The following is an 18,075-nucleotide window of genomic DNA, read 5'->3' on the forward strand; positions in this document are numbered from 1 at the left end:
AAAATTGAGGTCTGAGGGAGCGTCACGGAAGCGCGCCCTGGGGCGGCCGGTATCTTCGCAGCAATTTGCCCGAGTCCGGGCTCACATCGAGGCACAAACCAAGCACCATCAACAGTGGGTCTAGTCAGCGAAGTGCCCTTTCCTTCTTCAGTGCGCGGCAAATTATAGCCAAATGCGAGGTGCGGCAAGGCAGTGGCGCGGAAGATTTTGCGCACTTGACCACAGCTATTGCCGCATCGCACAACCCGAGGCCAAGCAGCTGCCAGGGGCAGCAAATGGCGACGAGGAGTTACCCGTTCGATGAGCGAAAAGACCTATCTGTCCGTTTCAGCAGAGGTGGCGGCGGCGCTTGAAAAAGGCGCGCCCGTCGTCGCGCTCGAATCCACCATCATCACCCATGGCATGCCCTATCCACAGAACCTGTCCATGGCACGCGAGGTCGAGAGCGTCATCAAGGCGCAGGGCGCCGTCCCGGCCACCATTGCGGTGATGGACGGCCAGCTCAAGGTCGGCCTCAGCGATGCCGATCTCGAGATTCTGGCGCGCGAGGGGCACAAGGCGGCCAAGGCCAGCCGGCGCGATCTTGCGGCGCTCCTCGCAAATGGCGCCATGGCCGGCACGACCGTCGCCACGACCATGCAGATCGCAGCGCTTGCCGGTATCCGGGTTTTTGCCACGGGCGGTATTGGCGGGGTGCATCGCGGCGCCGAAGACAGTTTTGATATTTCCGCCGACCTCGAGGAGTTGGGGCGCACCCCGGTGGCCGTGGTTTGCGCTGGGGCCAAATCCATCCTCGACATCGCCAAGACGCTCGAAGTGCTCGAGACCAACGGCGTGCCCGTTCTTGGCTTCGGCACCGACGATTTTCCCGCGTTCTGGGCCCGCGAAAGTGGCTTCAAGGTGGACCATCGTTTCGATGATGCAGCGGGCGTCGCGCGCATGCTTACTATCCAGAACGATCTGGGCATGGGCGGCGTGCTCATCGCCAATCCCATTCCCGCGCAAGACGCCTGGGAAGCCGCCGCCATCGAGCGCTTCATCACCCAGGCCCTCGCCGATGCCGACGCCAATGGCATTTCGGGCAAGGCGACGACGCCCTTCCTGTTGCAGCGCATATTCGAATTGACCGAGGGCAAGTCGCTCCAGTCCAATATTGCGCTGGTCAAGAACAATGCCCGGGTTGCCGCCGATATCGCCGTGGCACTGGTCAATCAACGGGTATGAAAAGCCGGGTCCTCGTCGTCGGCGACGTGATGACCGATATCATCGTCAAGCCCGAGGGGCCGATCGTGATGGGATCGGACCGTCGGGCCCAGATCCGCACCCGGCCCGGCGGGTCGGGCGCCAACCAGGCCGTCTGGCTCGGTGCAGCCGGCGCAGAGGTCGTCTTTGCGGCCAGGGTAGGGGCGTCCGATGTGGACAATCTGGGCCGCCATTTCCGCGAACTCGGGGTAACGCCTGCCCTTTCGGGCGATGCCGACCTCCCATCCGGGGTACTGGTCACCATTGTCGCGCCCGATGGCGAGCGGAGTTTTCTCACCGATCGGGGCGCCAATCTCAACCTTGGTGCGGACGATCTTCCGCCCGCCCTGCTGGACGGCGTCGGCTTCGTCATGGTCTCGGGCTACAGCCTTTTTGCGCCGGGGCCACGCACGGCGGTGCAGGCGCTGATGGCGCAGGCGCGGCGGCGCGGCATAGCCTCTGGCATCGACCCGGCATCGGTGGGTTTTCTCGAGGACGTCGGCGCGCAGAATTTTCGCGACTGGATCGGCCCGCTCGACTGGATCTTTGCCAATGAGGATGAGGCCAAAACCCTCACCGGTTCAGGCGATCTCGCGACGCAGATGCGCGTTCTCGGCGAGCAGTTCGAGCACGTGGTCATCAAGCGCGGTCGGCTGGGGGCGGCGCTGGGCGGTCGTGACGGCATCAGCCATCAGCAGGCGGCGCCGAAGGTGCGGGTGGTTGATTCCACCGGAGCGGGCGATGCCTTTGCAGGCGGGTTTGTTGCTGGTCTGGTCCGCGGCGCGAGCATGGACCAGTGCCTTGCGGCAGGCATCGCCCAGGGTGCGGCCGCGGTACAAACGATCGGCGGGCAGCCCGTTCAGGCTGCCCGGGACGATCAATGCGGTTCGTGCGCATCGGCGACGCCAAGCAGCCAATAGCCAGCGGCCTTGACCCATTCGGGATTGAAGCCGCGCTGTTCGGTCAGATGGGCGCGCACCGCCTTGCTCATCTGGCTTTCGCCGGCGATATAGGCATAGGCATCGCCCTGCGGGAACCGGGCGGCGGCGACCGCATCGTGCAGCAGCGTGGTCGTGCCCGCCGGGGCCCCGCTGCGGTGCAGATAGGTGAGCGTCAGCTCAGCCCTGGTCTCAAAGCGCTGCTCTTCGGCGGGATTGTCGACCTCGACAATGGCCAGCACCCTGGCACCTTCGGGCAATTCTTCGATGCGCCGGCCGATGGCGGGCAGGGCGGTCTCGTCGCCGACCAGCAAATACCAGTCATAGGCCATGGGCACGACGATCGAGCCGCGCGGGCCGCCGATCACCAGCGTCTTTCCCGGCGCTGCTGCTGCCGCCCAGCTCGCGGCGGGGCCGTCGCCGTGCAGGACGAAGTCCAGATCGATCCAGCCTTCCGCCACATTCCAGAAACGCGGCGTGTAATCACGCATTTCCGGACGCTCGCCGGGGGCGAATTCGGCGCCATTGGGGCCGACCGGGGGCAGTTTGGGCGCCACGCCTTCGGGGAAGAAGAACGCCTTGATGTGGTCGGCATGGCCGGGCGAGACGAAGTTCTCCATGTCGCCGGTCAGGCGAACGCGACGCATCAGTGGTGTGATATCCGTCACATTGGCGACTGTGAGAAGGCGCAGTCTGGTCTCGTGGCGTTGACGGATGGGCGCGCGGGGATCAAGCGTTTCGGTCATGTGGATATTCCTGAATGGCTTTGTCAGCAATTAACGGCAGCGACGCCTCATGGCAAGCAGGGCTTGATCCGTGTGGTCATCGGCCTATCTCAGATGTTCAGCCACAAGGAGCCTCGTTCCATGAAGAGCGCCGTCTATTCGCAAATCGGTTCGCCCGCAGATGTTCTCTTCAGCGAGGAGCGCGCCAAGCCTGAACCCGGGCCGGGCCAGGTATTGGTGAAGATGGTGCTCTCGCCAATTCACAATCACGACCTGATGACCATTGCCGGTCAGTATGCCCATAGACCAAGTCTGCCGGCGGTGCCGGGTACGGAAGCGGTCGGAATTGTCGAAGCGCTCGGCGAGGGCGTCGGCAATCTGGCGATTGGCCAGCGGGTCGCGGGCGGGGCCATGCACACCTGGGCGGAATATTATCTCGCCGACGCGTCACGATTGGTGCCGGTGCCGGACAGCGTGGATGACGAAACCGCGTGCCAGCTGGTGTCGATGCCGCTCAGCGCCAAGATGCTGCTCGAAAGCCTCGGCATCGCGGCAGGCCAGTGGATCGTCCAGAACGCCGCCAATGGCGCCGTGGGCAAGCTCGTGGCACGCTATGGCGCCGAGCGTGGCATCAAGGTTCTGGGCCTGGTCCGGCGTCAGGATGCAGTCGAAGAGCTCAAGGCGCTGGGTATCGACAATGTCGTGGCAACCGATAGCCCAGACTGGGTCGAAACGGCGCGCGGGCTGACAGGCGGAGCGCCGATTGTCCGGGCGATCGATTCCCTCGGTGGAGACGGCCCACAGCACTTGCTCAAAATTGCCAGTGACGGTGCAGAGCTCATCAGTTTTGGGGCCATGACCGAGCGGCCGCTGTCGATTTCGGCGGCGGACCTGCTGTTTCGCGGCATTACCGTGAAAGGGTTCTGGGGGTCCAAGCCGCCGGTCAAGCCGCAGCGGATTGGTGAATTGCTGGGCGAGCTGATCCGGGATGCAGCATCGGGCAAGCTGGTTCTGCCCATCGAGGCGAGTTATGGGATCGAGCAGGTCGCCGAGGCGGCGCGCGCCAGCGGCGAGCCAGGCCGCAAGGGCAAGATCGCCCTTCGCGGCGCCTGACCTGAACGCGTCCTGACCGCCGGGGCGGTCGGGGCCTACAGGCCTTGCAGCATCCGGTCCTGTTCCTGGCGCAGCGCATAAAGGCGTGTGGTGGTGTCGGGCTGGCTGTTGGCCAAGGTCAGCAGATCGCCCTTCGCCACGGGCGCCGTGACCTTTCCACCTTCGAGCAAACCAACCGGGACGGCGCCGCGTGCACGGGCGTCGGTGACGGTCATGGTGTAGGAGCGGTAGGAGGTTTCCCCGATGGCATCGAAGGTTTGGCCGGGCAGGAGGTCGCGCTTGGCGACGGCGCAGACCTCGGCGACGGGGCGCGGCAGCGGTACCATGTCCGGCTTGCCCGTCAGCATGATGCGGGCGCAGGTCAGCGGCACTTCAAGGCTGGTCAGATGATAGGGGCGGAAGAAGGCGTAGTATGGCCCGTGGCCGATATGAAGATCGTCCATGCGCTCGATAATGCGCGGATGCTCGGCCTTGACGATGACGAACACGCCCGGCGCAACGCCCTTGCCGATGGTGAAATCGACCACACCCGATGAGTTGAGGATGCCGCCGTCGGCCTTTGGAATGAGCACCTTGGCCATGTCATCGCGATCGGCCCTGGGGCCGTGCATGCCCGGAATGTCCGGCAGGAGGCCGGTGGCATTGGCAATGGCGCACATTTCCACGGCGGTCTTGGAGCCGTCGACGAATTCCACCAGCATGCGCGGGTTCATGTTCCGGCGGGCGGCCTCTTCCCGATATTCATCGGGGACGGCGTCGTGCCTCAGCGGATTATTCTTGCCCTTGCCTGCAGCGACAATATCGAGACCGAGCGCAGAAACGAATTCGATCAGTTCCATGCAGGATGAAGGCTCGTCGCCGGCACCCACGGAATAGACCACACCGAGCCGGTCGGCCTGGGCCTTCAGATAGGCTCCGATAGTGACGTCCGCCTCGACATTCATCATCACCAGATGCTTGCCGTGCTCCATGGCCGTGAGGTCATAGTCTGCTGCCACGCCGGGCTTGCCGGTGGCGTCGATCACCACATCGATATTTGGTGTGGTGACCAAGGTTTCGGCAGAGGTGATGGCGATCTTGCCGGCCTCGATGGCGGCAGTGGCCTGGCTCGGCGTCTCCGCAACCTTGCCCCGGCTGTCGTCGCCATAGGCAATCGTCATCGCATCGAGGGCCGTGTGCGGCCGGCGCGTGGCGATGGCCGCCATCTCGATGCCCTCCATCAAACTCATCTGGGTGACGAGGTCGGTTCCCATCTCGCCGGAACCGATGACACCAACCCGAATTGGGTTGCCTGCCTCGGCCCGGGCAGCGAGATCGCGGGCGAGTCCGGTCAAGGCGATTTTGGTGGTCATGGCATCAGTCCGGTCAGTTTGGTCAGGTCTGGTTACAGGCTGCAGCATTCCGCTGCAAGCTGGCGTCTGCCGCCGGTTCAGGGTTAGCACTTCTTAAACCGTTGCGGCTGATTATGGCGCTGGAGAAAAACTCCGGGGGCACGCCAGATCATGGCCAATCAAGACAGACACTCGATTACCTTGCCAGAGGTGATCGATCTAGACGCGCTTGATGCCATCCGCGACAAATTGATCGACGCCATTGAGGAGGGGCCGGTCACCGTCGCAGCCGGCGCCGTGGAGCGCGTTTCGACCAATGCGCTGCTCATGCTGGTCAGCGCGGCGGAAACGGCGCGGAGAAACCACTTCGAATTTGCCATCGAAGCCCCCAGCGCTTCGATGATGGCCGCCATTGAGCGCCTAGGCCTGGCAGGCCAGTTTTCAGGGATGATAAGAAAATGACATTGCGCGTACTGACCGTCGATGACTCGCGGACCATCCTGGCCATGCTGCATCACACGCTGAGCAATGCCGGCTTCGAGGTGCTGCAGGCCGAAGACGGCAAGCAGGGGCTCGACGTCCTCATGAGCCAGGATGTCGACGTGGTAATCACCGACATCAACATGCCCGTCATGGACGGTATCGAATTTATCAAGAATGTGCGCGCCAGCGGACAATATCAAAGCCTGCCGATCCTGATCCTGACCACTGAAACCAGTCAGGACAAGCGCGACCAGGGCAAGGCCGCAGGCGGCACGGGCTGGATCGTCAAACCCTTCGATCCGGACAAGCTGATCAGCGTCATTCACCGCGTCGTCCACTAACAATCAAACTACGGGGCTGGTCAGCCAAAAATGAGCGACCTGGACGATTTCAAGGCCACATATTTCGACGAGTGTTCGGAGCTGCTGACCGAACTCGAGGAGCAGTTTGCTGCCATCGAGGCCGGAGAGCGCGATGCCGACCGCCTCAATGCGGTCTTCCGTGCCATTCACTCGGTCAAGGGCGGCGCGGGTGCTTTCGGGTTCTCGGCATTGGTGGGGTTTGCCCATGCCTATGAAACGCTGCTCGACTATGTGCGCGATGGCCGGGTCGAGCTGACAGACGATGTCGTCACGCTTTGCATCAAGGCCAATGACATTGTCGCGGACCATGTCAACGCCGCAAAGACCGGCGAGGAATTGCCTGCGGACTATGGTCACGAAGAAAAATCGCGCTTTGACCTGATCGCGCGCGGCGGCAGTGGCGCCGGCAGCGAAGACGATGATCTCAACGGAGAGGTCATCGAGGAATTTGATATCGATTTTACGCCGGTACGCGTCGAGCTCAAGTTCGACGAGCCGGAGGAAAGCGTCGAAGAGGACACGTTCGACGCCTTGCCGCTCGAGGTTGCTCCGGGCAGTTGGGAAGTGCGTTTCACCCCCTTCCGCCAGCTCTATGCACGGGCCAATGATCCGCTGCTGCTGTTGCGCGAACTTGGCGTGCTCGGCGAAATGAATGTCCGCGCAGTGCTGACGGATGTGCCGGCGCTGGGGGACTTCGAGCCATTCGGCGTTTATTGCTCCTGGGAAATCACGCTTTCGGCGCCTGACCTCTCCGAGGCAGCGATCCGTGAGGTCTTTGAATTTGTGGAGGGTGATTGCGAGATCACCATCGTGCCGCTGGGTGACGCATTTTCTCTGCCAGCGCTCAATCACGCGCCCATTCCCGAAAGCAACGCAGCTGAGCCGGTATCGGCGCCTGCCGATCTGCTGGCGCTGACCGATGACGAGGTGGCCCAGGTGGCCGCGCGTCCGGCAGTGTCTCCAGTCGCTCCCGTCGTCGAGGAGCCGAGCCTGAGCTTTGCCGACCTTGCCGAAGAAATCAGCGCGGCAACGCCCCCCCGCATTCCGCTTGCACCCCAAGCGCCGAAGGCGGCTCCCGCCGCTGCGCCCAAGGCCGCCGGCGAGAGCGAAGAAGGCGATCGGCGTTCGGTGGGCGTCCAGTCGATCCGCGTCGATCTCGACAAGGTCGATCGTGTCGTCAACATGGTCAGCGAGCTCGTGATTACCCAGTCCATGCTCACCCAGCAGATGGATGAGACGCTGCGCGCCCGGTACACCGAATTGGTGCGGGGCCTCGAAGTGCTGGCGCAGACGACGCGCGGACTGCAGGACTCGGTCATGGCCATTCGCGCCCAGCCGGTAAAGTCGGTATTTTCGCGCATGCCGCGCCTCGTCCGCGAACTCGCGACGAAGACGGGTAAGAAAATCAAGCTCGAGACCATTGGCGAGAACACCGAAATCGACAAGACGGTGATCGAGCAATTGTCCGATCCACTGACCCACATGATCCGCAACTCGGCCGACCACGGTATCGAGAGCCCGGATAAACGTCGTGTTGCCGGCAAGTCGGACACGGGGACTATTCGTCTCTCGGCCGAGCAGGCGGGCGGAAACATCCTCATCATCGTCGAAGACGACGGTGCCGGCATCAACCGCGAGCGCGTGCTGCAACTGGCACGGGACAAGGGCCTTGTCGCTCCCGATATCACCCCGACGGACGAGCAGATCGACCAGTTGATCTTCGCTCCGGGCTTTTCTACGGCTGATGCAGTCAGTGATATTTCCGGCCGCGGCGTTGGCATGGACGTCGTCCTGTCCAACATCAAGAAAATCGGCGGCTCGGTGCATGTCCGATCCTGGACGGGCAAGGGCTCCCGCATGACCCTGCGCCTGCCGCTCACCCTGGCCGTGCTCGACGTGATGCTCGTCAAAGTGGGCGAGAACCCCTATGTGGTGCCGCTCTCTTCGATCGTGGAAACCATGCAATGCTCGGGCGCCATATTCGAGCGCGTGCCATCCGGTGGCCAGGTGCTGCAGGTGCGTGGCGAGTATGTCCAGGTCATCGATGTGGCGCAGCGCTTCGAGATGACTTCGACCAAGGCGCCCGACGATCGCTTCGTGGTGTTGTGCGAGACCGAGGGCAGCCAAAAGGTGGCCCTGGTGGTCGACGACATCATCGGCCAGCAGCAGGTGGTCATCAAGAGTCTTGAAGAGAATTTCGAGCGGGTGGACGGTATTGCGGGCGGCACCATCCTCGGGGATGGCAATGTTGCCCTGATCGTGGACGTGCAGGGCCTCAAGGTCACGCAATTCCACAAGAACGCGGCCTAGGGGGCCATAACGGGCGGTTCTGGCCAGCCGCCCGCAAGAACCAGTAAAGCGGCCGCCAGCCGCGTTTAGAGTAAGGCCGGCCCACGGGGCGGCAGAAAGGCACCAAATGGAAGCCCTTGCGATCCGGGACGACATGGGGGACAAGACGGCGCTTGTCGGCGCCAATACGCTCCAGCTCATCGCTTTCTCCATCGGCGAGCAGACCTACGGAGTCGAAATCACCACCGTGCGGGAAATCCGTGCGTGGAACGGCGCGACGCCCCTTCCCAATACGCGCGAATTCGTTCGCGGCGTCATCAATTTGCGCGGCACGATCGTGCCGATATTCGACCTGCGTGCGCGCTTCGGCGACGGTCAGACCTCGCCCACCAAGAACCACGTCGTGGTGGTCATGAGTGTCGGCGACAAATGGGTCGGCATCCTTGTCGATGCGGTGTCGGATATCCTCACCGTGTCGCGGGACGACATCCACAATGTTCCCGAGGGCAACGCGATCGATACCGAATTGCTCAACGGCATCGTCACCCATGATAGCCGGATGGTCGGATTGATCGATCTGCACGCGGTTGTCAGCGGCGCAAAGCTCGACGCCTGATCCAAAATTCCTACATTGCGAAATGAGGGGGCGCCGAAAGGCGTCCTTTTCATTTGGCGCCAGGGTCGAAAGGCGAAGGGACAACAAAAATGGCGCCCAGGGGCGCCATTTTTTGTGTCTGGTGATCTGGTTGTGTTGGGCTAGAAAAGCTCGATCTCGCCATGCGCCTGGCGTTTGGCAACGCCCGACAGGGCCGGCACGCGCAGTTCATCGAGGGTCAAACCCGCCCAGATCTCGTCATAGACGCTTTCGGGAGCGGTCGGTGGCAGCAGCGAGAATTGCCGTGCGGCCAGGGCCATGTTGCGGCAACGCTGCTCGATGCGGTCCTGCCCCTGCAACGCAGTGATAATCATCATGATGGCCTGGCGCGTCGAGGCGTCCGTGGCCGTGGCGCTGTCGGAAAGCAGTTCGAGCGCGTCGGTTATGCCTTCGAGCATGGCAGCAGACTGACGGGCAGTTTCGTCTAGTTCTCTCGCCAATTTCTGCAAAGACATGCACGTGACCCCATACAACTCGCTACACACTATCGCCTTATTCCTAAACCGGGTGTTGCCAGCGATCTGGGTAAGGTCCCCGTTGTAGGTCGTGGTTAGCGTTTGGCTAACATTCAGCCGATAGGGTTGCGTTCCTAAGGCCCGTCAAAGGTATATTACGATAAATGGCCCTGAATAGCTCGCTGCCCCCCGAGTTCGACCGCGGCGTCGTGACCACCGTCCACCAGGGCGATTGCCACGTGTCTGGGGCTGCCGACATCACCTTCTCGACCGTGCTGGGATCCTGCATCTCGGCCTGCGTCCGGGACAAGGTCGCCAAGGTTGGCGGCATGAACCATTTTCTGCTCGCCGAGCAATCGGGCGCGGCAAAGGATCGATATGGCGCCTCGGCACGCTATGGCGCTTTTGCCATGGAGCAGTTGATCAACAAGGTGCTGTCGCAGGGCTCGGGCAACAAGGCCAATCTGGAAATCAAGATTTTCGGCGGCGGCAAGATCAACTCGGCGCTCGATGATGTGGGCGCCAAGAACATCGAGTTCGTCCGGCAATTCCTGGCCGATGAAGGCTATCTGGCGACCAGCGAGGATCTGGGGGGAAACTACGCGCGACGGGTTCTGTTCAAGCCGCATTCCGGACGCGCTTTCGTCAAGCGCCTCGACAGCGATGTGGGCGTGAGCGTGGCGACGCAGGAACTGGCGCTGGCCAAGCGCCGCGTCGTGCTGCCATCCGTGGCGAACGATATCGAGTTGTTTTAGGCGTCCGCGGCGCCGGAAAAGCCGGCGAGGCGAAATATCGCGCCGGATACGGGCGCGGAATTTACGCAATCTAAGGAATGCAAATACCAAGATCGGCCGGTCTCTAAAGGCCGTCCGGCCAACCGAATAGTGGTGCAGGGACCAGATAAGGCCAAAGGCCGTGGTCGTCAGGGAACAAGATATGGAACAGGGAGAATATTCCCTCAGCGAGCGCGAGTTTTCACGGATCAAGGAACGCGTCTACCGGGTGGCCGGCATCGCGCTCAGTGACGCCAAGCGCACTCTCGTCGTTTCCCGGCTCTCCAAGATCGTGCGGGCGCTAGGCCTGCCTGGCTTTGACGCCTATGTCGACTATCTCGAAAAGGGCGCCAGCTCCATCGAGGAGCAGGACTTCGTCAACGCCCTGACCACCAACCTCACGCGGTTTTACCGCGAGGATCATCACTTCGATCATCTGCGCGACTATGTCGGAACGCTGATCAGCACAAAGCCGCGCGGCACCCGTTTGCGCATCTGGTCAGCAGGGTGCTCGACCGGGCCCGAGCCTTATACGATCGGGATGGATCTGCTGGCCGCCTATCCCGAACTCAAGCGCTGGGATTTCAAGATCCTCGGCACCGATATCGATACGGCCGTCCTGGGCAAGGCGGCACGTGGCATTTATCCGGAAAGCGAATTGACCGGGCTGAGCGCCGCGCGCGCCCGACCTTTCGAGCATCTGGGCGATGGCACGGTAAGTGTGCCGGCCGCCGTCCGTGAACTGGTGGCGTTCAAGCAGCTGAACCTGATCACGGACTGGCCCATGAAGGGGCCGTTCGATGCCATTTTCTGCCGCAACGTGGCCATCTATTTCGACAAGCCGACCCAGGGTATGGTGTTCGGCCGCTTCGGCAAGCTCCTGGCGCCGGAAGGCTTCCTCTATATCGGCCATTCGGAAAATCTGGGCTCGGGCGGTGACGGCTTCCGCCTTGTCGGCAAAACCATTTATCAGTCCCGTACAGGGGCCAAGCGAGAAGCAGCATGAGTATCAAGGTCCTTGTCGTCGACGATTCGGCGCTTATCCGCGAGGTTCTGGCCCGCATGCTGACGCGCGATGGGGATATCGACGTGGTTGGAACGGCCACCGACCCCATCGACGCACGCGAAAAGATCAAGCAATTGAACCCCGACGTGGTGACGCTTGATATCGAAATGCCCAATATGAACGGGCTGGCCTTTCTCGAAAAGCTCATGCGCCTGCGCCCGACGCCGGTGGTGATGGTCTCTACCCTCACGACAAAAGGCGCCAGCGAGACGCTGCTCGCGCTGGAACTGGGCGCTGTCGATTTCGTGGCCAAGCCCAGCGCCGAATTTGCCGGTGGCCTCGACGCCTTCGGCGCCAATCTTCGCGAGAAGATCCGCTCTGCATCCCGCACCGATGTGCGGGGCGCGGCCGTCCGCACCGAGGCGCCCAAGGTTGCGGTTCGAACCGCCGCAGCGCCCGAGGGTGCCCTCATCGCCATCGGCGCATCGACCGGCGGCGTGGAGGCCATTCGCGCCGTGCTGACCGGTATGCCGTCGGACTGCCCGCCCGTCGTGATTGCCCAGCACATGCCGCCCGGTTTCACCGCGCGCTTCGCGTCGCGTCTGGATGAATTGTGCACGCTCAAAGTTGTCGAGGCAGAGGACCGCCTCGTGCTTCGACCCGGCCATGCCTATGTGGCTCGCGGTGATTATCATCTGCGGGTCGAGCGATCATCCGGGCAGCTCAAATGTCGTCTCAGCCAGGACGAACTGGCGAGCGGGCATCGCCCGAGCGTGGATGTGCTGTTCGAATCCGTTGCACGTGCCGTCGGCCCCATGGCGGTCGGTGCCATCCTCACCGGCATGGGCCGAGACGGGGCGCGCGGGTTGAAGATGATGCGCGATGCCGGCGCCTATACAGTAGGCCAGAGCCAGGCTTCCGCACTCGTCTACGGCATGCCGCGCGTCGCTTTCGAGGAAGGGGCCGTCGTCGAGCAGGCGCCGCTCGAGCAGATCGCCGCCAAGCTGGCCAATGCCCTCGTCAAAATGCGGTCCGCCGCGTAAATCCAACCTCGAAAATCCGCAAGTCTGGGTTGAGGGAATTGTAACGCTTGCTGCCTAGGATGGCAGCCAGAGTAACGGAGCCAAGGTTCCGGGCGCGTAAAGGGTAAGAAGTCTATGCCAAAAGCAAGCGCTGTCAGCGTTTTGATCGTCGATGACCAGCAGTCGATGCGCGGCATCTGCAAGTACATTCTCAACCAGCTGGGCTTCAAGGATATCATCGAAGCCAAGAGCGGGCGCGATGCGCTGGGCAAGCTCGAGCAGGCCAATGTCGATCTGATTATTTCCGACTGGAACATGGACGATATCGACGGACTGACGCTGCTCAAGGTGATCCGCAAGCATCCGCGCACCCAGGCCATGCCGTTTATCATGGCCACGGGCCGTTCCGACGCCGAGCAGGTCAAGGAAGCCATTTCTGCCGGCGTGAACAATTACATCATCAAGCCGTTCGACGTTTCGACAATGAAAAAGCGCATCGAGGCTGTGATCGGTGCCCTGACCTAGGGCCCACTCTCTTCTACGAATTGTCCAAGGCGCCCTTCCAGGGCGCCTTTTTATTTGCCGGTGTTTCAGGGCAGCAACGGGTAATAAGTAGTTAAACTTAAGTCTATACCTTTTCGGTCAAATAATCCGTCTGCTGCGTTGGTGTTTTGCCGGGAGGGCTAACCTGACGCATTTCGGCATGCGCCGTAAAGCGTGCGGTTTTTGTTTGGGGGGATGAATATGCCTTTGTTGCCGCGGCTCAAGATTGCCCAAAAACTCCCTCTTGCGCTGATGGGGACTGCGCTGATCGTCAGCGCAGGCGTGGGTGTCGCCAGTTACCTCATTGGACAGGCCACCGTGCTCGAGCAGCGCGAGCAGTCGATGCAGGCAGCGCTCCATTCCGGCGCGACAATGATCACCGACTATTATGGCGACGTCGAAGTCGATTTGCGCTTGTTCGTCGAACGGGCGGACACCGTCACCGCGATGAAAAACCTGTATCGCGGCCTCAGCGAGTTGCGCATGGGCATGGGTGACGGGGCCAGCGCGATTCTGCAGAAGGCCTATGTGACGGACAATCCCAATCCAGCCGCGCGAGAGCAACTGGACAGCACCAACGGCCAGGCGGGCACCTATGATGCGCCGCACAAACGTTATCATCCGGGCTTCCGGACCCTGATGAACGAGCGTCGCTATAGCGACGTGCTGCTGCTCAACCTGGCCGGCGACGTCGTCTATTCCGTCGTCAAGAATAGTGATTTTGCCGCCAATGTCGGATCAGGGTCGAACATGGCCAGCTCCGGCCTCGGACAGGCTTTTGCCCTGGGCATGGATCTCGCTCCGAACGCGGCGGCATTTGTCGATTTCACCGATTATGCGCCGGGCGGTCAGGCCCTCAGCTTCATGGCCATGCCGGTCTTCGAGAAGGACAGCCGGCTGGGCGTCATGGTTCTCGCCATATCGCCTGACGCTGTCAGCGAACGCATATCAGCGCTCTCCGGCCTGGGTCGGAACGGCGAGGTGGTGGTGGTGGGAGCAGATGGCCTGCTGCGCACCGAAACGCCGCGCACCGAGGCCGCGGACGTGCTCCGGACCAATCTGACATCAGAGGCGGTTGGCGCTGCGTTGGCGGGCCTCGCCAGCGAAGGGGTCAGCCAGGATTTCCGCAACGAAACGATGCTGGTGCGGGCTCTCAAGGTCAATGTCGGCAATGTGGAATGGGCGATCGTTGCCGCGCAGCCGGAGGCGGAGGCGAACGCACCCGTCACCGACATGCGCAACATGATCTTGGCCATGGCTGCAGCGCTGATGGCAATCGCCGCCCTTGTCGGCTACTTCTTCGCCCGCACGGTCAGTCGCCCAATTTCGCGCCTGACAGAAACCATGCAGGCCCTTGCCGATGGGGACCACGATATTGCGGTGGACGGTACTGGCCGCAGCGACGAGATCGGCGCCATGGCCCGGACCGTGGAAGTCTTCCGCGAAAACGGGCTCAAGGTGACCGAGATGACGGAGGCCGAGGCCGCCCGCATTGTCGCAAACCAGGAAGAACGCGCCGTGATGATGCAGCAATTGCAGCGCGCTTTCGGCGTGGTGGTCGATGCTGCAATTGCCGGGGATTTCCAGCGCCGCGTGGATATGAGCTTCCCCGATGAGGAGCTGAACCGGTTGGCGCGCTCGGTGAACGAGTTGGTAGAGACGGTCGATCGTGGTGTGGGGGAAACCGGCGCGGTCCTTTCGGCCCTGGCCCATACAGACCTGACCCTTCGCGTAGAGGGCGACTATCAGGGTGCCTTCGCGCGTCTGCGGGATGATACCAATGCCGTGGCTGACAAGCTGAGCGAAGTGATCAGCGATCTCCAGCAGACCTCGGGCACGCTGAAGACCGCTACCGGAGAAATCCTTTCCGGCGCCAATGATCTGTCCGAACGCACCACCAAGCAGGCCGCCACCATCGAGGAAACCTCGGCGGCAATGGAGCAGCTTGCGGTGACGGTCATGCAAAACGCCAAGCGCGCCCAGAATGCCAGCGGCACCGCCGAACAGGTGACCCGGTCGGCAGAAGAGGGTGGTCAGGTCATGGCCGACGCCAACACCGCCATGGAGCGGATCACGCAAAGTTCGGCCAAGATTTCCAACATCATCGGGATGATCGACGACATTGCCTTCCAGACCAATTTGCTTGCGCTCAATGCCTCGGTCGAGGCTGCGCGGGCAGGAGAGGCGGGCAAGGGCTTTGCCGTGGTTGCCGTGGAAGTCCGACGCCTGGCGCAGTCCGCTGCGAGCGCATCTGCCGACGTCAAGCAGCTTATCGAACAGAGCGCTGCTGAAGTCAGGGGTGGATCGCGGCTCGTCGCGGAGGCGGCCGGAAAGCTTGAAGCCATGCTTCAGGCCGCGCGCGCCTCTAATGCACAGATGGGCGAAATCGCACGCGAAAGCCGAGAGCAGGCCGCCGCCATCGACGAAGTCAACAGTGCAGTCCGCCAGATGGACGAGATGACCCAGCACAACGCGGCGCTTGTCGAAGAAATGAATGCGGCGATCGAGCAGACGGAGGCCCAGGCCAACAAGCTCGACCGGATCGTGGATGTCTTCACCATCGAGGAGCGATCCAATGGAGCGCTCGGACGAGCCCCCCTCGCGGCCATCGCCTCGGGTGCCCGCGGCCTGCAGAAAAAGCTCAAGAATGGGACCCAGGGCTATTTCGGCCAGGGAAACGCAGTACCAAAGGATGATTGGTCGGAGTTTTGAAACTGGCCCGCTAACGATGGCCGCGGCCGAGAAGACCGATATTGTCCCCTGGCCGCAGAGTGTGACAGCGGGGAATATTGGCAAGGGGCGCATTCCGATTGGACATGTGCGTCGCGAAAAGGATCCAGAGGCCGTGCTCGGCCGTCACGGTAGATAAATGTGAAGTGTGCGACTCCAGGCACATGCGGAATTGTCTGAAGATATGACAACTTCAAAGATCTAGTCTTGAAGTATTACTGAGATAGTCAGTAAATATGCGGAGCAACGATCGCAAAAAAACGTTCGGTTAACCGCTTTTCATTAGGATTCGCGTTCCATGCGCCAGGCCAAAAGGTCTGAGGAAAAGCATGAGAGGGGGAATCTAATGGGAAGATTGGGAAAGGCCTTGGGCAATATTCGCATGACCACGACCATTCTGGTTCTGGTCATGGGTGCGATTATCGCCTCAATCGGCGCGGTCTCGGCGTCGATCTATCTCAACCTGCGTGCGCAGTCGCTGGAGAGCAGCGTTGCGCAGCAGGAGACGAATTTGGGTGTTACCGCAACCATTCTCGAGCGTCGCATCTCTGGCTCCGTGCTGGAATGGAACGAGGATGGCTCGATCGCCAAATTCCAGAGTTGGGCCATCCCGCCCTTCTACGATACCGAAATCATCGATTCCGTCTCCCGCGTCACCCGGCAGGGCGCCGCCATTCTCGTCATGGACCCGGCGAGCGGTGAGTTCGTATCCAAGACCACCAGCGTGATGCGCGAGGACGGTACGCGTCTCGAGGATCTGCGCATTGGCCCTGACAGCGCCGCAGCCTTCCAGGCCCTGTCCAGCGGCCAAACCTATATCGGCCCGATTACGCTGGCAGGCCAGTCCTACTTCACCGCGCTGCAGCCGATCGTCAAGATGAGCGGCGAGGCCATGGGCGCCATTTTTGTCGGCCAGACGCTCAAGAGCGTTGAAGCGGCCGCCAACAGCGCCCTCAGCCTGATCGCGATCGTTGGCCTTGCAGTCACCGTCGTGCTTGGCGCTATAGGCTTTGTGGCGTCCCGCCTTATCACCCGACCCTTGCCGCGCCTCGCGAATGCGATGGAGGCAATCGCCGAGGGCCGGTACGACACCGAAGTCCCCTATACGCAGTTGGGCAACGAAATGGGCGGCATGGCGCGCGCCGTGGAAATCTTCCGACAGAATGGCCAGCGCGTCAGCCAGATGACTGAGGCTGAAGCGGCGCGGATCATTGCCGAGCAGGATGCCCGCCAGCAGATGATGGCGGAATTGCAGAGTGCCTTTGGCGACGTGGTGGACGCAGCCATTGCAGGCGATTTCTCGCGTCAGGTTCCGGCACGCTTCCCGGATGCAGAACTCAACAGTCTGGCCGGCAGCGTCAACAAGCTCGTCGCCACGTTCAATCGCGGCGTCAGCGAGATCGGCGAGGTGCTCGGCGCTCTCGCCGATACCGACCTGACCCATCGCATGGAAGGCGATTACGAGGGTGCGTTTGCCCGACTCAAGGACGATATCAATGCCGTGGCCGACAAGCTGACAGGTGTCGTCGGCCAGTTGCGGCACACGTCCGGTTCGCTCAAGGCGGCGACAGGCGAAATTCTGTCAGGCGCCAACGATCTGTCCGAACGCACGACTAAGCAGGCTGCAACCATCGAAGAAACCTCGGCGGCAATGGAGCAATTGGCGCGCACGGTGATGCAGAACGCAGAGCGGGCCCGCGATGCCAGCGCAAATGCCGCCCAGGTGACGCGGACTGCCGAAGAGGGCGGGGTCGCCATGCAAGAAGCGACGCGGGCCATGGAGCGGATCACACAGTCTTCTGCCAAGATTTCCAATATCATCGGCATGATTGACGATATCGCCTTCCAGACCAATCTGCTCGCCCTCAACGCCTCGGTCGAAGCGGCGCGGGCGGGGGAAGCGGGCAAGGGCTTTGCAGTGGTGGCCGTGGAAGTGCGGCGCCTCGCGCAAAGCGCAGCCACCGCTTCAGCCGACGTCAAGGCACTGATCGAGCAGAGCGCGGGCGAAGTTTCTTCGGGGTCAAAGCTTGTCGACGGAGCTGCCAGCAAGCTGGCCAGCGTACTGGTCGCGATCCGGGAAAACACGCTGTCTCTCGAGGCCATAGCCCGCGATAGCCGTGACCAGTCCGGTGCCATCGACGAAGTCACCGTGGCCGTCCGGCAGATGGACGAAATGACCCAACACAATGCGGCCCTGGTGGAAGAGACCAATGCCGCAATCGAGCAGACGGAAGCCCAGGCGAGTGAGCTTGACCGGATTGTCGATGTGTTCCGGATCTCGGACGGGCGTGAGCGGTCTGCAATGGCCGAGCTGACCCGCCAGGCCGCGCGCCGCAGCCCAGCGCCGGTCTTCAAATCGCAAGGCAATGCCGCCATTGCCGCGGATTGGGACGAGTTCTAGCAGGCTG

General features: G+C 62.1%; 16 protein-coding genes. 13 read left to right on the top strand and 3 right to left on the bottom strand.

Annotation, left to right across the window (positions count from 1 at the left end):
• Positions 1–300 precede the first annotated feature (300 nt).
• Both N0P34_RS02225 and N0P34_RS02230 read left to right on the top strand, forming a co-directional pair.
• Complete coding sequence (locus tag N0P34_RS02225) at positions 301–1,224, top strand: pseudouridine-5'-phosphate glycosidase (RefSeq protein WP_275605398.1); 924 nt, start codon at positions 301–303, stop codon at positions 1,222–1,224.
• Complete coding sequence (locus tag N0P34_RS02230; protein WP_275605399.1) at positions 1,221–2,162, top strand: PfkB family carbohydrate kinase; 942 nt, start codon at positions 1,221–1,223, stop codon at positions 2,160–2,162. Before N0P34_RS02225 ends, N0P34_RS02230 begins: the two co-directional genes overlap by 4 nt.
• Here N0P34_RS02230 and N0P34_RS02235 read toward each other — a convergent pair.
• Positions 2,120–2,926: a siderophore-interacting protein gene (locus tag N0P34_RS02235; RefSeq protein WP_275605400.1), complete on the bottom strand. Its 807-nt coding sequence runs from the start codon at positions 2,924–2,926 to the stop codon at positions 2,120–2,122. The two genes, N0P34_RS02230 and N0P34_RS02235, sit on opposite strands and share 43 nt — an antisense overlap.
• Before the next feature lie 120 nt (positions 2,927–3,046).
• On the opposite strand from N0P34_RS02235, the gene N0P34_RS02240 reads away from it, so the two are divergent.
• Positions 3,047–4,018 (top strand): zinc-binding dehydrogenase, encoded by a 972-nt coding sequence (locus N0P34_RS02240; protein ID WP_275605401.1) that lies wholly within the window; start codon positions 3,047–3,049, stop codon positions 4,016–4,018.
• 35 nt (positions 4,019–4,053) lie between these two features.
• Here N0P34_RS02240 and N0P34_RS02245 read toward each other — a convergent pair whose 3' ends face one another.
• On the bottom strand, positions 4,054–5,370 hold the full coding sequence (locus tag N0P34_RS02245) for an NAD(P)H-dependent oxidoreductase (protein WP_275605402.1): 1,317 nt from the start codon (positions 5,368–5,370) through the stop codon (positions 4,054–4,056).
• A gap of 150 nt (positions 5,371–5,520) precedes the next feature.
• Between N0P34_RS02245 and N0P34_RS02250 the strand changes: the two genes are divergently transcribed.
• From N0P34_RS02250 to N0P34_RS02265, 4 genes are all read left to right on the top strand, one after another.
• Positions 5,521–5,811 carry an STAS domain-containing protein gene (locus N0P34_RS02250; protein WP_275605403.1) on the top strand — a complete coding sequence of 97 codons (291 nt, stop codon included), beginning with the start codon at positions 5,521–5,523 and terminating at the stop codon, positions 5,809–5,811.
• Complete coding sequence (locus N0P34_RS02255; protein ID WP_275605404.1) at positions 5,808–6,173, top strand: response regulator; 366 nt, start codon at positions 5,808–5,810, stop codon at positions 6,171–6,173. Before N0P34_RS02250 ends, N0P34_RS02255 begins: the two co-directional genes overlap by 4 nt.
• Before the next feature lie 30 nt (positions 6,174–6,203).
• Positions 6,204–8,504 carry a chemotaxis protein CheA gene (locus tag N0P34_RS02260; RefSeq protein ID WP_275605405.1) on the top strand — a complete coding sequence of 767 codons (2,301 nt, stop codon included), beginning with the start codon at positions 6,204–6,206 and terminating at the stop codon, positions 8,502–8,504.
• Positions 8,505–8,610: 106 nt separating this feature from the next.
• Positions 8,611–9,099 carry a chemotaxis protein CheW gene (locus N0P34_RS02265; protein WP_275605406.1) on the top strand — a complete coding sequence of 163 codons (489 nt, stop codon included), beginning with the start codon at positions 8,611–8,613 and terminating at the stop codon, positions 9,097–9,099.
• Between the two features lie 140 nt (positions 9,100–9,239).
• On the opposite strand, the gene N0P34_RS02270 is transcribed toward N0P34_RS02265, so the two are convergent.
• Positions 9,240–9,593, bottom strand: a complete 354-nt coding sequence (locus tag N0P34_RS02270; RefSeq protein WP_275605407.1) for a hypothetical protein — start codon at positions 9,591–9,593, stop codon at positions 9,240–9,242.
• 164 nt (positions 9,594–9,757) lie between these two features.
• Between N0P34_RS02270 and N0P34_RS02275 the strand changes: the two genes are divergently transcribed.
• The 6 genes from N0P34_RS02275 (at position 9,758) to N0P34_RS02300 (ending at position 18,068) form a co-directional block, all read left to right on the top strand.
• Positions 9,758–10,348 (top strand): chemotaxis protein CheD, encoded by a 591-nt coding sequence (locus N0P34_RS02275; RefSeq protein ID WP_275605408.1) that lies wholly within the window; start codon positions 9,758–9,760, stop codon positions 10,346–10,348.
• Between the two features lie 181 nt (positions 10,349–10,529).
• On the top strand, positions 10,530–11,372 hold the full coding sequence (locus N0P34_RS02280; protein ID WP_275605409.1) for a protein-glutamate O-methyltransferase CheR: 843 nt from the start codon (positions 10,530–10,532) through the stop codon (positions 11,370–11,372).
• Entirely contained in the window at positions 11,369–12,415 is a 1,047-nt protein-coding gene (locus N0P34_RS02285) for a chemotaxis response regulator protein-glutamate methylesterase (protein WP_275605410.1), read from the top strand. Before N0P34_RS02280 ends, N0P34_RS02285 begins: the two co-directional genes overlap by 4 nt.
• A 114-nt stretch (positions 12,416–12,529) precedes the next feature.
• A complete protein-coding gene (locus N0P34_RS02290) occupies positions 12,530–12,919 on the top strand; it encodes a response regulator (protein ID WP_275605411.1) in 390 nt (129 codons plus the stop codon).
• 219 nt (positions 12,920–13,138) lie between these two features.
• Complete coding sequence (locus N0P34_RS02295) at positions 13,139–15,649, top strand: methyl-accepting chemotaxis protein (protein WP_275605412.1); 2,511 nt, start codon at positions 13,139–13,141, stop codon at positions 15,647–15,649.
• A gap of 400 nt (positions 15,650–16,049) precedes the next feature.
• A complete protein-coding gene (locus N0P34_RS02300) occupies positions 16,050–18,068 on the top strand; it encodes a methyl-accepting chemotaxis protein (RefSeq protein WP_275605413.1) in 2,019 nt (672 codons plus the stop codon).
• Positions 18,069–18,075: the final 7 nt, after the last annotated feature.

The sequence above is a fragment of the Devosia sp. FJ2-5-3 genome, assembly GCF_029201545.1.
Lineage (GTDB): Bacteria > Pseudomonadota > Alphaproteobacteria > Rhizobiales > Devosiaceae > Devosia.

Excerpts from the sequence above, each read along its gene's own strand:
- N0P34_RS02285 (WP_275605410.1), top strand. The coding sequence starts at position 11,369 with ATGAGTATCAAGGTCCTTGTCGTCGACGATTCGGCGCTTATCCGCGAG.
- N0P34_RS02300 (WP_275605413.1), top strand. The coding sequence starts at position 16,050 with ATGACCACGACCATTCTGGTTCTGGTCATGGGTGCGATTATCGCCTCA.
- N0P34_RS02295 (WP_275605412.1), top strand. The coding sequence starts at position 13,139 with ATGCCTTTGTTGCCGCGGCTCAAGATTGCCCAAAAACTCCCTCTTGCG.
- N0P34_RS02290 (WP_275605411.1), top strand. The coding sequence starts at position 12,530 with ATGCCAAAAGCAAGCGCTGTCAGCGTTTTGATCGTCGATGACCAGCAG.
- N0P34_RS02270 (WP_275605407.1), bottom strand. The coding sequence starts at position 9,593 with ATGTCTTTGCAGAAATTGGCGAGAGAACTAGACGAAACTGCCCGTCAG.
- N0P34_RS02245 (WP_275605402.1), bottom strand. The coding sequence starts at position 5,370 with ATGACCACCAAAATCGCCTTGACCGGACTCGCCCGCGATCTCGCTGCC.
- N0P34_RS02260 (WP_275605405.1), top strand. The coding sequence starts at position 6,204 with ATGAGCGACCTGGACGATTTCAAGGCCACATATTTCGACGAGTGTTCG.
- N0P34_RS02265 (WP_275605406.1), top strand. The coding sequence starts at position 8,611 with ATGGAAGCCCTTGCGATCCGGGACGACATGGGGGACAAGACGGCGCTT.
- N0P34_RS02275 (WP_275605408.1), top strand. The coding sequence starts at position 9,758 with ATGGCCCTGAATAGCTCGCTGCCCCCCGAGTTCGACCGCGGCGTCGTG.
- N0P34_RS02240 (WP_275605401.1), top strand. The coding sequence starts at position 3,047 with ATGAAGAGCGCCGTCTATTCGCAAATCGGTTCGCCCGCAGATGTTCTC.
- N0P34_RS02230 (WP_275605399.1), top strand. The coding sequence starts at position 1,221 with ATGAAAAGCCGGGTCCTCGTCGTCGGCGACGTGATGACCGATATCATC.
- N0P34_RS02250 (WP_275605403.1), top strand. The coding sequence starts at position 5,521 with ATGGCCAATCAAGACAGACACTCGATTACCTTGCCAGAGGTGATCGAT.
- N0P34_RS02225 (WP_275605398.1), top strand. The coding sequence starts at position 301 with ATGAGCGAAAAGACCTATCTGTCCGTTTCAGCAGAGGTGGCGGCGGCG.
- N0P34_RS02235 (WP_275605400.1), bottom strand. The coding sequence starts at position 2,926 with ATGACCGAAACGCTTGATCCCCGCGCGCCCATCCGTCAACGCCACGAG.
- N0P34_RS02280 (WP_275605409.1), top strand. The coding sequence starts at position 10,530 with ATGGAACAGGGAGAATATTCCCTCAGCGAGCGCGAGTTTTCACGGATC.
- N0P34_RS02255 (WP_275605404.1), top strand. The coding sequence starts at position 5,808 with ATGACATTGCGCGTACTGACCGTCGATGACTCGCGGACCATCCTGGCC.